Origin of the sequence: Serratia sp. CC22-02, assembly GCF_900182895.1 — a bacterium.
In the GTDB taxonomy this organism is placed as follows: Bacteria; Pseudomonadota; Gammaproteobacteria; order Enterobacterales; family Enterobacteriaceae; genus Serratia; species Serratia nevei.
In genome coordinates this window covers 443,158-455,176 of record NZ_FXUD01000002.1, presented here as the reverse complement: position 1 = coordinate 455,176, position 12,019 = coordinate 443,158, and the positions used below count along the sequence as shown (strand labels likewise).

Genomic DNA, 12,019 nt, shown 5'->3' with positions numbered 1-12,019 from the left:
CCACAGAATATGCCGGGCGAAAGCGGCAAAGGTCTTGATTTGTTTCCGCTGTTGACGCGTTATTTAGCCGCGTCGTGCCAGCGCTGCGCGGCCTCGCGATCGCTGTCGCGGGCATCGACCCAACGATCGCCCTGGCCTGTCGCTTCGCGCTTCCAGAACGGCGCGCGGGTCTTCAGGTAGTCCATGATGAACTCGCTGGCGGCGAACGCCATGCTGCGGTGCGCGCCGGTCACGCCGACGAACACGATCTCGTCGCCGGGATACAGCGCGCCGACGCGGTGGATCACCGTCACCCGCTGCAGCGGCCAACGGCTGCGCGCCTCGGCCACGATCTCCGCCAGCGCCTTCTCGGTCATGCCGGGGTAGTGTTCCAGCGTCAGCGCGCTGACGTCGTCACCCAGATTATGGTTGCGCACCTTGCCGGTGAAGGTCACCACCGCGCCATCGGCGTCGCACTGCGCCAGCCACTGGTACTCGTCGCCGACGTTGAACGGCGCCTCGCCCACGCGAATGCGGGTATTTTCCATGCTTACCCCCCGGTGACCGGCGGGAAGAAGGCCACTTCATCGCCGGCGCGCAGCGGATGGTCCGCCGCCACCAGCGACTGATTGACCGCCGCCAACAGCTTGCCGGACTCCAGCGCCAGCGCCCAGCGATCGCCGCGCGCGCACAGCGCCTGGCGCAGCGCCTCGACGGTCGGGTAATCCGCCGGCATCGACAGGCCACCGGTGCCCACCAGTTCGCGCACCTGCGCGAAGAAAAGAATATCGATCATACGTTCACCTTAAAATCGCCGGATTTGCCACCGCTTTTCGCCAGCAGGCGCACCGGGCCGATCACCATGTCTTTCTGTACCGCTTTGCACATGTCATAGATGGTCAATGCCGCCACCGAGGCGGCGGTCAGCGCCTCCATCTCGACGCCGGTTTTGCCGGTCAGCCGGCAGCAGGTTTCGATGCGCACCCGGTTGTGCTGCGTTTGCGCCTCCAGCTGTACTTCGACCTTGCTCAGCATCAGCGGGTGGCACAGCGGGATCAGCTCCCAGGTGCGTTTGGCCGCCTGAATGCCGGCGATGCGCGCCGTGGCGAACACGTCGCCCTTGTGATGGCTGCCGTCGACGATCATCGCCAGCGTGGCGGGCAGCATCTCGACGAAGGCTTCGGCGCGCGCCTCGCGCACCGTTTCGGCCTTGGCGGAAACGTCAACCATATGGGCTTCGCCGGCGGCGTTAATGTGGGTTAGCTGTGTCATGACTCAGGGCTTCTTCAAATGGGGCTGGAAGTTGCACGGGCGATGGCGCGCGTCCAACTGCTCTTCGATAATCCGCTCCCAGGCGGTGCGGCAGGCGCGGGTGGAGCCCGGCATGGCGAAGATCACCGTGCGGTTGGCCAGGCCGGCCAGCGCGCGCGACTGGATCGTCGCGGTACCGATCTCCTCGTACGACACCATGCGGAACAGTTCACCGAACCCTTCCACCTCTCTGTCGAACAGCGGCAGCAGCGCTTCCGGCGTGTTGTCGCGGGCGGTAAAACCGGTGCCGCCGGTGATCAGCACCGCCTGCACGTTGTCATCGGCGATCCAGGCGGAAACCCGCGCGCGGATCTGGTAAATGTCATCTTTGACGATGGCGCGATCCACCACCTGATGGCCGGCTTCCTGCGCCGCTTCCTGCAGATATTGGCCGGAGGTGTCTTCCGCCGCGCCGCGGCTGTCAGACACGGTCAGGATGGCGATATGCGCCGGAATAAACTCGCTGCTCGCATGGCTCATGGTTCAATAGGCTCCTATTGGCTGTCAGCCGCCGATAAACGACAGGTTCTGGGTGATCCCGCTGTTGCCCTGATGCAGGAAATGGGTCTGCTTCTTGCTCAGCAGCCCGCTCTGGATGCGCGCCTTCAGCGCGTCGAGCTGGCCGTCGTCCGCCAGCAGATCGCGCAGGGGCACCCCCTGCTCGCCGAACAGGCACAGGTGCAGATTGCCGATGGAAGAAACGCGCAGCCGGTTGCAGCTGGCGCAGAAGTCTTTCTCATAAGGCATGATAAGACCCACCTCACCCTGGTAGTCCGGGTGGCTGAACACCTGCGCCGGGCCGTCGCTGCGGCCGCGCGCCTGGCGCTGCCAGCCCTGCTGCTCCAGCTGCCGGCGAATCACTTCGCCGGAAACGTGGTGTTTGCGAAACAGCTCGCCACCCTCGCCGGTTTCCATCAGTTCGATAAAACGCAGCTGGATCGGCCGGTCTTTGATCCAGGCGAGAAAGGCGCCGAGCTGCTGGTGGTTAACGTCGCGCATCAGCACCGCGTTGACCTTAACCTTGCTGAAACCGGCGCTGAAGGCGGCGTCGATGCCATCCATCACCTGGCGGAACTTGTCCTGACCGGTGATGGCGTGAAACTGACGGGGATCCAGGCTGTCGACGCTGACGTTAATCGCCGTCAGACCGGCGTCACGCCAGGCGGCGACGTCGCGCGCCAGACGGTAGCCGTTGGTGGTGACAGCCAGGGTACGGATGGCCGGGTTTTCCCGCACGGCGGCGATGATCTCGGTAAAATCGCGGCGCAGCGAAGGCTCGCCGCCGGTCAGGCGCACCTTTTCGGTGCCCAGTTCGGCGAACGCGCGGCTGACGCGGCGGATTTCATCCAGCGACAGGAAGCTTTTCGGGCTGCCGCTCGGCTTGTAGCCGTCGGGCAGACAATAGGTGCAACGAAAGTTGCACACGTCGGTGATCGACAAGCGCAGGTAATAGAACTTGCGCTCATAAGCATCAATGAGTTGCGGCACCATAACACCTTTCCAAAGTCGGGAGATGCGAGCGTTTCCCCTCTGCACCCTGGTGGCTGACTTCGCCACGGCCCAGGCGCCATATCGTTCCGGATGAACAACGTAGGCGCAGGGGCTAGGAGTTTGATTTCTCTTCCCGCTACCTTGAGTAGCCGGAACGAAACCGTGGTTTTCAGCAGAATTCTAGCGCTAATCGGCAACGATAGCCAACGCGTAAATTCGCTATATAATTGTCTATACAGCGTTTTTAGACGCCGCGTATTCGGGTAAACCATGATAAACATCACTTGCGCGGACGAATTGACCGGAATCACGCAAATGACACTCTTATCGCGTTTTTATGCCGGATCCGCTACCTTATGCGGGCAGTTCAGCCCCTTTGTAAGGAAATTTATGCGTAATCGTACCCTGGCCGATCTCGACCGCGTGGTGGCGTTAGGCGGCGGACACGGTCTGGGCCGTGTGATGTCGGCCCTGTCGTCCTTAGGCTCCCGCCTGACCGGCATCGTCACCACCACCGACAACGGCGGTTCCACCGGCCGTATCCGCCGTTCGGAAGGCGGCATTGCCTGGGGCGATACCCGTAACTGTCTCAACCAGCTGATCACCGAACCGAGCGTCGCCTCGGCGATGTTCGAGTACCGCTTCAGCGGCAACGGTGAGCTGGCCGGCCACAACCTCGGCAACCTGATGCTGAAAGCGTTGGATCACCTGAGCGTGCGCCCGCTGGAAGCGATCAACCTGGTACGCAGCCTGCTGAAGGTGGACGCAGCGCTGATCCCGATGTCGGAGCAGCCGGTGGATTTGATGGCGCACGATCACGAAGGCAACCATGTTTACGGTGAAGTGAATGTCGACCAGCTGACCCATATGCCGCAGGAGCTGATGCTGTCACCACCGGTCAACGCCACGCGCGAAGCGCTGGACGCCATCGCGCAGGCCGACGTGATCCTGATCGGGCCGGGCAGTTTCCTCACCAGCCTGATGCCGCTGCTGCTGCTGGACGATCTCACCCAGGCACTGCGTCGCAGCAGCGCCAGCATGATCTATATCGGCAACCTCGGCCGCGAGCTGAGCGTGGCCGCCGCGGCGCTGTCGCTACAGGATAAGCTGACGCTGATGGAAGAGAAGATTGGCCGCCGGATGATCGATGCGCTGATCGTCGGCCCGGCGGTGGACGCCAGTGAAGTGCAGGATCGGGTGGTGATTCAACAGCCGCTGGAAGCGAGCGACATCCCCTACCGCCACGATCGCCAGCTGCTGCGTCAGGCGCTGGATCGGGCGCTGGTGGCGCTGGCCGATCGCCGCTGATCGAATTTAACCGTCTCGCCCACGCAGCCAGGGATTATCGCTGGCTGGGGCGGGATGGCTGACCATATCGATATACAGGTCTTCCACCTCTTTGCGCGCCCAGGGCGTGCGACGCAAAAACTTCAGGCTGGACTTGATGCTCGGATCGCTGCGGAAGCAGTTGATGCGAATGCGCGCACCCAGCTCGGACCAACCGTAGTGATCCACCAGTTTAGTCAGCAGTTGCTCCAGCGTCACGCCGTGCAGCGGGTCTTTGGACTGGTGTTGGCTCATGTTCGGTACTCTTCGTGGTCAAATCGGGCCGCACACCATAACAGCTTTGGCGCGGCCGACAAGGAATTTTGACGCCCGCGGCGCGGGCGCCATCTAACGGTCAGGAAATCGCGATGAACTGCTCGCGCAGCTGGTGGATCTCGTCGCGCAGCGCAGCGGCCTGTTCGAACTCCAGGTTTTGCGCGTGGGTGTACATCTGCGCCTCCAGATCGCGGATTTTCTGATCCAGCGCTTTCGGCGTGAGGTTCTGAAGCGAAGCACCGCCGTCCAGCGCCTTGCCCTTGCCTTTGTTCTTGGCGCGGTTGACCGGCTGGCCGATCTGCAGAATATCGCCGATCTTCTTGTTCAGCCCCTGCGGCACGATGCCGTTGGCTTCGTTGTAGGCCTGCTGCTTGGCGCGGCGCCGCTCGGTTTCACCGATCGCCTTGGCCATCGAATCGGTGATGCGATCGCCATACAGGATCGCCTTGCCGTTCAGGTTACGCGCCGCGCGGCCGATGGTCTGGATCAGCGAACGCTCGGAACGCAGGAAGCCTTCCTTGTCGGCGTCCAGAATCGCCACCAGCGACACCTCAGGCATGTCGAGCCCCTCACGCAACAGGTTGATGCCCACCAGCACGTCGAACTCGCCCAGACGCAGGTCACGGATGATTTCGACCCGTTCCACGGTATCGATGTCCGAGTGCAGGTAGCGCACGCGCTCGCCATGCTCTTCCAGGTATTCGGTCAGGTCTTCCGCCATGCGTTTGGTCAGGGTGGTCACCAGCACGCGCTCGTTGATCGCCGCGCGCTTGCGGATCTCGGAGAGCAGATCGTCCACCTGGGTGGCGACCGGCCGCACCTCCACGATCGGATCCAGCAGCCCGGTCGGCCGCACCACCTGATCGATCAGATCGCCCCCGGATTTCTCCAGCTCATATTTGCCCGGCGTCGCGGAGACATAGATGGTCTGCGGCGCCAGCGCCTCGAACTCCTCGAAGCGCAAGGGGCGGTTGTCCAGCGCCGACGGCAGGCGGAAGCCGTACTCCACCAGCGTTTCTTTACGCGCGCGGTCGCCCTTGAACATCGCGCCGATCTGCGGAATGGTGACGTGGGATTCGTCGACCACCAGCAGGCCGTCCGCCGGCAGGTAGTCGAACAGCGTCGGCGGCGGCTCGCCCTCGGCGCGCCCGGACAGGTAGCGCGAGTAGTTTTCGATGCCCGAGCAGTAACCCAGCTCGTTCATCATTTCCAGATCGAACTGGGTGCGCTGCGTCAGGCGCTGCTCTTCCAGCAGTTTGTTGTTGGCCAGCAGCACCTTGCGGCGGTCCGCCAGATCGACCTTGATCTCTTCCATCGCCTGCATGATCCGCTCGCGCGGCGTCACGTAGTGCGATTTCGGGTAGATGGTAAAACGCGGCACCACCTGCTCGATCTGCCCGGTCAGCGGATCGAACAGCGACAGCCGTTCCACTTCGTCGTCGAACAGCTCGACGCGCAGCGCCAGCTCGTCCGACTCCGCCGGGTAAATGTCGATCACCTCGCCGCGCACGCGGAAGGTAGCGCGCTGGAAGGCCTGATCGTTGCGGGAGTACTGCAGCTCCGCCAGCCGGCGCAAAATGGATCGTTGATCGATGATCATACCCTGGGTCAGGTGCAGCATCATCTTCAGGTAAAGATCCGGATCGCCCAGGCCGTAGATCGCCGACACCGACGCCACCACCACCACGTCGCGCCGCTCCAGCAGCGCCTTGGTGGCGGAAAGACGCATCTGCTCGATGTGCTCGTTCACCGAAGCGTCTTTTTCAATGAAGGTGTCGGAGCTGGGCACATAGGCTTCCGGCTGGTAGTAGTCGTAGTAGGAGACGAAGTATTCCACCGCATTCTCCGGGAAAAACTCTTTCATCTCGCCGTACAGCTGCGCCGCCAGCGTCTTGTTCGGCGCCAGCACCATGGTCGGCCGATTCAGATCGGCTATCACGTTGGCGATGGTGAATGTCTTGCCCGAACCGGTGACCCCCAGCAGCGTCTGGTGCGCCAGGCCGTCTTCCAGCCCCTCTTCCAGCTTGCGGATGGCTTCCGGCTGATCGCCGGCCGGTTTGAACTCTGAATGCAGTTTGAAAAGTTTACTCATTGCTCGGCTACCCTGTGGAGATGCGCGCGCTCAGGCGGCCAGCCGGCTCTGCACCGGGCATGGCCCCTAATTATGGAAAGTGTCGGCGATTTGCGCCAGTGCCCATGATACTGGATATAAAACCAGCTTCAAGCGGATTCGTCGCCGGGATCGACGCCGCAGCAACGCCGCTGCACCGTGGCGTTACAGCCCGGTGACATTTTTATTGTCAATAACAGATTTATCCCCAGAACTTGCCGCGAATTAACTTATTGATAGCACCGCGTCGAAAAATCATACATAGAGGCCTGATCAATACCCCTGCGTCTTGATTTTAATTAAATTATTGATATTTAATAATATTAATAAAAAGACGAGAATGCGGACAAAGCGAACAGAACCCGCGTCGGCTCTCGCTTTACAGCGTTTTTCTAAATCTAATACACAAGGTTATCCACAGGAATAGTGGATAACTCTCACCGCCCCGCCCGGGGCGGGAGTTACAGAAAGAAAGCTTTTCGCCCTTTACACTCGCCAAAATGCCTTTTTTAGTTATTTTTTCATAAAAATATCGCTTTGTTTATGCCGATTAATACTAAAAATCCCCATTGCCAAAATCGCATTGGCCCCTTTCACGCGGATCGCTCTTGACGGCGGCGCAACGCCTTGCACCATGCCCTGACCAAAGAGCACCACAAGAGTGCAAAAAACGTCCGGGTTAACTTCCCCGCGTATTTTCGGGCCGCCACGGCAGCGCCTGTCAGGCCTGACACGTGGTTAACAAGGCGATAACAATCCCCGTTTTCACCCGGCGGCAAAACTGGCCTGAGAGTTGCTTTATCTTCCTGCGTATAAACGCGGTGCGACAGCATGATGCGCTGCCTGCCGCGACGCGTAATCTCCGCGGCGCTATCGCCCGTAAAAGCGCAAGAACGACACCAAGTCGTCACAAGCGTCGTTTTTAACGACATATTGACTGTCATTCCGTCTACCGCAGACCTTGCTCTGGCTCATTAGACGGACGGCATTTTGTTCCAGACATTGCCACACTCGGGAAATTCGCCGCGCATGCGGCCTTTGCAGTCCCCGCCAACGAGTGAAACGGGCGTCTATGAGGAGAATGCCAAATGCTGAGCCTGAGATCGGTCAATCAATTTTACGGGCAGAACCACACCCTGTGGGACATCAACCTGGAGCTGCCACGCGGCCAGTGCACCGTGCTGCTCGGCCGCAACGGCGTGGGCAAGACCACGCTGGTCAACTGCATCATGGGGCATGTGCCGGTGGTGAGCGGCAGCATGACCTGGCAGCCGGCGGATCAGCCGCCGCAAAACCTGTTGCTGCAGCCGATGGAGCGCCGCGCCGCGCTGGGCATCAGCCACGTGCCCCAGGGGCGGCAGCTCTTCTCGCAGCTGAGCGTGGAGGAGAATCTGCAGGTGGCGCAAATGGCCGGGCGCGGCGCCCCTCGCCGCATTCCGCCGCTGATCTACAGCCTGTTTCCCCATTTGCGCCAGATGCGCGCGCGCCGCGCCGGCGATCTTTGCGTGGGCGCCCAACGCCAGCTGGCGATTGGCCGGGCGCTGGCCCAGGAGCCGGCGCTGCTGATCCTCGACGAACCGACGGCGGGCGTTCCCCCCTCGATCGCCGCCGACATCGGCAACGTGATCCGCAGGCTCAACCGCGAATTGGGCATGACCATTTTACTGGTGGAGCATCAGCTGCCGTTCGTGCGCCGGGTGGCGGACCGCTTCTGCCTGTTGGACAGCGGGCGCACGGTGGCGCACGGCGCGCTGGCGCAGCTGGATGAGGCGTTGATCGGCGCCGGGCTGGCGCGCCAGGAAGGAGAATGAGGGAGAAAGCCTCCCTCATGGAGGGTTTATAGCAGGCTGATATCCAGATACTGCCCCAGCGGCGCCCGCTCGGCCTGCGGCAGGTGCGGGATTTCACCCAGCAGCGGCGCCGGCAGCATACGGCGCAGCGTGGCCAGGTATTCCTGATGCCGCCGCCCCGGCGGCGTCACGTCGTTGGCGATCCAACCGGCCAGCGTCAGCCCCGCCTGTTGCACCGCCTGCGCCGTCAGCACCGCGTGGTTGATGCAGCCCAGTTTAATGCCCACCACCAGGATCACCGGCAGTTGCTCCTGCTGCACCCAGTCGGCGAAGGTGTACTGCGCCGACAGCGGGGTAAACCACCCGCCCGCGCCCTCGACCAGCACCCAGTCGGCGCGCTGCTCCAGCCGGCGCAGGCCGTCGGACAGCCGCGCCGCCTCGATCGGCCGGCCTTCATCGGCGCTGACGATATGCGGCGAGGTCGGTTCGGCAAAAACGTAAGGGTTCACTTCGTCGTAGCGGAGCGCCACGCCGCTGTTGGCCTGCAGCGCCAGCGCATCGCCGTTGCGCAGCCCCTCGGCGGTCATTTCGCTGCCGGAAGCCACCGGCTTATAACCGGCGCTGCGGTAGCCCGCCCGGTTGGCGGCCTGCAGCAAGGCGCTGCTGGCGACGGTTTTACCGACTTCGGTGTCGGTGCCGGTCACGAACCAACGTTTAATCACGATAAATCACTCCATAAACCAGATGATAGCTGAGTGGGAACTGCCCCTGCCGGCACGGGTAAGCCGCCTGCAGCGCGGCGAGACGGCCACGCGACATCAGGCCGCCCTCGCGCCCCTGATGCAGGTGCGTGGCCCCGATGCCCTTGAGCGAACGCATCAGCGTCATCACGTCCGGGTAGTTCAGGGTGCGCAGCTCCGTGACCAGTTCGTGCCGATAGTCAGCACAGGCGGCGCGGATCTGCGCCAGCGGCAGAAAGGCGTTCACGTGGCGCTCGCCGTCCACCTGTTGCCAGGCGTCCCCCAGTTCCTGCAGCGATCCCGCCGCCAGCGTGGAAAACAAAATTACTCCGCCGGGGCGGGTCACGCGATACAGCTCCGCCAGCGCGGCGGGCAGATCGCTGCACCACTGCACTACCAGGCTGCTGAAACAGATGTCCATCGCCGCATCGGGCAGCGGCACCTGTTCGATATCGCCCAGCAGATAATGGTGCGCCGCCTGCCGTTGACGGGCAACGTCCAGCATGCCCGGCGCCAGATCGAGCGCGGTCACCTGCTTGCCGCGCTCGCGCCACAGGCGGCTGAAATAGCCGGTGCCGCAGCCGGCATCCAGCAGCCGTTCGCCCGGATGGGCACTCCCCATCCCCAGTAAGCGCTCGCCAACGTCTCGCTGCAGCGCGGCGGCGGCGTCGTAGCTGCCGGCGGCGCGGCTGAAGGCCGAAGCGACCGCCTGTTTGTTCACCGCGTCATTGGCTGACGTCATGCAATACCTCCAGCAGGCGATCGATGTCCTGCGGCTGATGCGCCGCCGTCAGGGTGATGCGCAGCCGCGCGCCGCCCGGCGGCACCGTCGGTGGGCGGATGGCGCTCACCCACAGCCCGCGCTCGCGCAGGCGGGTCGCCAGATCGAGCGCGCGTTGATTGTCCCCCACCAGCAGCGGCTGGATGGCGGTATCGGAATCCGTCAGGGTTAGCGCCAGCGGCGCCGCGCCCTGGCGGAAACGCCGAATGTTGTCCTGCAGCCGGGCGCGCAGTTCATCGCCCTCTCGAATGCAGGCCAGCGCCGCCTGCAGCGCACAGGCCTGCGCCGGCGGCATCGCGGTGCTGTAGATCAGATGGCGGGCGAACTGCAGCAGATACTCGGCGGTCGCCTCATCGCACAGCACCGCCGCGCCGCTGACGCCGAACGCCTTGCCGAAGGTCGCCACCAGCAGTTCAGGGCGCACGCCCTGCTGCCAGCAGCTGCCGCGGCCTTGCTCGCCGCGCACGCCGACGCCGTGGGCATCGTCCACCATCAGCCAGGCGCCCGCCGCGCGGGTTAAGCGATGCAGTTCCGCCAACGGTGCGCCGTCGCCGTCCATGCTGAACACCCCTTCGGTCACCGCCAGCCGCTGCCCGTCGCAGGGTTTGGCCAGCAGATCCGCCAGCGCCTGCGGCTGATTGTGCTGGAAGCGGCGCAGCTCGGCCGGCGATTGCGCCGCCGCCTCCAGCAGCGAGGCGTGGCTGAGGCGATCGGCTAAAATGCGATCGCCTTTCTGCATCAACGCCGCCAGCACCGCCTGGTTGGCGGCGTAACCGGAGATGAACAGCAGCGCGCGCGGATAGCCGAGCCACGCCGCCAGTTGCTCCTCCAGCGCCTGATGCGCTGCGCAAAAGCCGGTGACATGGCCCGACCCGCCGCTGCCGACACCGTAACGCTGCGCGCCCTGCTGCCAGGCAGCGATCACCCGCGCATCCTGGCTCAGCCCCAGATAGTCGTTGCCGGAGAAGTTCAGGTAGAGACGATCGCCCAGCCGGATCTGGCGGCCGTTGCCGCCCTCGGTGGTCTGTCGCCGACGGTAGGCGGCGTTGAGGCGCCGCTCTGCCAGCGCCTGCTCGATGCGTTGTTGCCAGCTCATCACGGCGCCGCGTTGTAAAACTCGGCGGTATCGGCGTTCAGCAGCTGCTTAGCCAGCACCTGCTGTTGCTGGTTGTCGCCATGTTCGGTGGCGGTCTGCTGCGGGTTCAGCCCCAGCTTGCGGAACAGTTGCAGATCCTTGTCTTCTTCCGGGTTCGGCGTGGTCAGCAGCTTGCAACCGTAGAAGATCGAGTTGGCGCCGGCCATAAAGCACATCGCCTGCGTCTGTTCGTTCATCTGTTCACGGCCGGCGGAGAGGCGGACATAAGAAGACGGCATCATGATGCGCGCCACCGCGATGGTGCGGATAAAGTCAAACGGATCGACGTCGTCGTTATCCGCCAGCGGCGTGCCTTTTACCTTCACCAACATGTTGATCGGCACGCTCTCCGGCGGTTTCGGCAGGTTGGCCAGCTGCACCAGCAGCCCGGCGCGGTCGCGCACCGTTTCACCCAGCCCGACGATGCCGCCGGAGCATACTTTGATGCCGGCGTCGCGCACTTTGTCGAGCGTATCCAAGCGTTCCTGGTAGCTGCGGGTGGTGATGATGCTGCCGTAAAACTCCGGCGAGGTATCGAGGTTATGGTTGTAATAATCCAACCCGGCTTCCGCCAGCCGCTCGGCCTGAGTGCCGTCAAGCGTGCCCAGCGTCATGCAGGTTTCCATGCCCATCGCTTTCACGCCCTGCACCATCTGCTGCAGATAAGGCATATCGCGCTCGTGCGGGTTCTTCCACGCCGCGCCCATGCAAAAACGGGTCGAGCCGTTTGCCTTGGCCTTGCGCGCCGATTCCAGTACCTGTTCGACCTGCATCAACCGCTCCGACTCCAGGCCGGTCTTGTAGCGCGAGCTTTGCGGGCAGTATTTGCAGTCTTCCGGGCAAGCGCCGGTCTTGATCGACAGCAGCGTGCTGACCTGCACCTGACGCGGGTCAAAGTGCTGGCGGTGTACGGTTTGCGCTTCGAACAGCAGTTCAAGCAGAGGTTTATCAAACAGGGCCTGGGCTTGCCCTACTGTCCAGTGAATGCGATCGGCCATCATGGCGTCTCCAAAACGAAAAAGTGTCGCCAGTTTAAATATTGTGGATATACTGTCAACCAATCTTAATTCAATTTGGTTT

13 protein-coding genes and 1 riboswitch are annotated in these 12,019 nt (G+C 62.9%); of the genes, 2 read left to right on the top strand and 11 right to left on the bottom strand.

Annotated features, from left to right (window positions below; genetic code table 11):
* Positions 1 to 59 precede the first annotated feature (59 nt).
* The 5 genes from moaE to moaA all read right to left on the bottom strand — a co-directional run bounded on the left by moaE (position 60) and on the right by moaA (position 2,781).
* Positions 60 to 527 carry a molybdopterin synthase catalytic subunit MoaE gene (gene moaE, locus QOL81_RS09010; protein WP_004939764.1) on the bottom strand — a complete coding sequence of 156 codons (468 nt, stop codon included), beginning with the start codon at positions 525 to 527 and terminating at the stop codon, positions 60 to 62.
* Between the two features lie 2 nt (positions 528 to 529).
* Positions 530 to 775, bottom strand: coding sequence for a molybdopterin synthase sulfur carrier subunit (gene moaD, locus QOL81_RS09005; protein WP_019453985.1), 246 nt, complete (start codon positions 773 to 775; stop codon positions 530 to 532).
* Positions 772 to 1,251, bottom strand: a complete 480-nt coding sequence (gene moaC / locus QOL81_RS09000; protein WP_049201144.1) for a cyclic pyranopterin monophosphate synthase MoaC — start codon at positions 1,249 to 1,251, stop codon at positions 772 to 774. Before moaC ends, moaD begins: the two co-directional genes overlap by 4 nt.
* Before the next feature lie 3 nt (positions 1,252 to 1,254).
* Entirely contained in the window at positions 1,255 to 1,770 is a 516-nt protein-coding gene (gene moaB / locus QOL81_RS08995; protein ID WP_033642238.1) for a molybdenum cofactor biosynthesis protein B, read from the bottom strand.
* A 24-nt stretch (positions 1,771 to 1,794) separates the two neighbouring features.
* Positions 1,795 to 2,781: a GTP 3',8-cyclase MoaA gene (moaA, locus tag QOL81_RS08990; RefSeq protein WP_004939778.1), complete on the bottom strand. Its 987-nt coding sequence runs from the start codon at positions 2,779 to 2,781 to the stop codon at positions 1,795 to 1,797.
* Positions 2,768 to 2,912, bottom strand: a riboswitch (molybdenum cofactor riboswitch). (Overlaps the previous gene by 14 nt.)
* 259 nt (positions 2,913 to 3,171) lie before the next feature.
* On the opposite strand from moaA, the gene yvcK reads away from it, so the two are divergent.
* Positions 3,172 to 4,089, top strand: coding sequence for a uridine diphosphate-N-acetylglucosamine-binding protein YvcK (gene yvcK / locus QOL81_RS08985; protein ID WP_060420927.1), 918 nt, complete (start codon positions 3,172 to 3,174; stop codon positions 4,087 to 4,089).
* A 6-nt stretch (positions 4,090 to 4,095) separates the two neighbouring features.
* On the opposite strand, the gene QOL81_RS08980 is transcribed toward yvcK, so the two are convergent.
* On the bottom strand, positions 4,096 to 4,362 hold the full coding sequence (locus QOL81_RS08980) for a VF530 family protein (protein WP_049201151.1): 267 nt from the start codon (positions 4,360 to 4,362) through the stop codon (positions 4,096 to 4,098).
* Positions 4,363 to 4,462: 100 nt separating this feature from the next.
* Positions 4,463 to 6,475, bottom strand: coding sequence for an excinuclease ABC subunit UvrB (gene uvrB / locus QOL81_RS08975; RefSeq protein ID WP_049201153.1), 2,013 nt, complete (start codon positions 6,473 to 6,475; stop codon positions 4,463 to 4,465).
* Between the two features lie 1,106 nt (positions 6,476 to 7,581).
* Here uvrB and QOL81_RS08970 point away from each other — a divergent pair.
* Complete coding sequence (locus QOL81_RS08970) at positions 7,582 to 8,304, top strand: ATP-binding cassette domain-containing protein (protein ID WP_049195911.1); 723 nt, start codon at positions 7,582 to 7,584, stop codon at positions 8,302 to 8,304.
* Positions 8,305 to 8,330: 26 nt separating this feature from the next.
* Here the strand turns inward: QOL81_RS08970 and bioD are convergent, their stop codons facing one another.
* From bioD to bioB, 4 genes are read right to left on the bottom strand one after another with little or no spacing between them, the layout of a single operon-like run.
* Positions 8,331 to 9,005: a dethiobiotin synthase gene (bioD, locus tag QOL81_RS08965; RefSeq protein WP_070914085.1), complete on the bottom strand. Its 675-nt coding sequence runs from the start codon at positions 9,003 to 9,005 to the stop codon at positions 8,331 to 8,333.
* Entirely contained in the window at positions 8,998 to 9,765 is a 768-nt protein-coding gene (gene bioC / locus QOL81_RS08960) for a malonyl-ACP O-methyltransferase BioC (protein WP_060420921.1), read from the bottom strand. The genes bioD and bioC overlap by 8 nt, the downstream gene beginning before the upstream one ends.
* Positions 9,749 to 10,900 carry an 8-amino-7-oxononanoate synthase gene (gene bioF / locus QOL81_RS08955; protein ID WP_197757747.1) on the bottom strand — a complete coding sequence of 384 codons (1,152 nt, stop codon included), beginning with the start codon at positions 10,898 to 10,900 and terminating at the stop codon, positions 9,749 to 9,751. The genes bioC and bioF overlap by 17 nt, the downstream gene beginning before the upstream one ends.
* Positions 10,900 to 11,937: a biotin synthase BioB gene (gene bioB, locus QOL81_RS08950; protein ID WP_031299723.1), complete on the bottom strand. Its 1,038-nt coding sequence runs from the start codon at positions 11,935 to 11,937 to the stop codon at positions 10,900 to 10,902. Before bioB ends, bioF begins: the two co-directional genes overlap by 1 nt.
* Positions 11,938 to 12,019 lie beyond the last annotated feature (82 nt).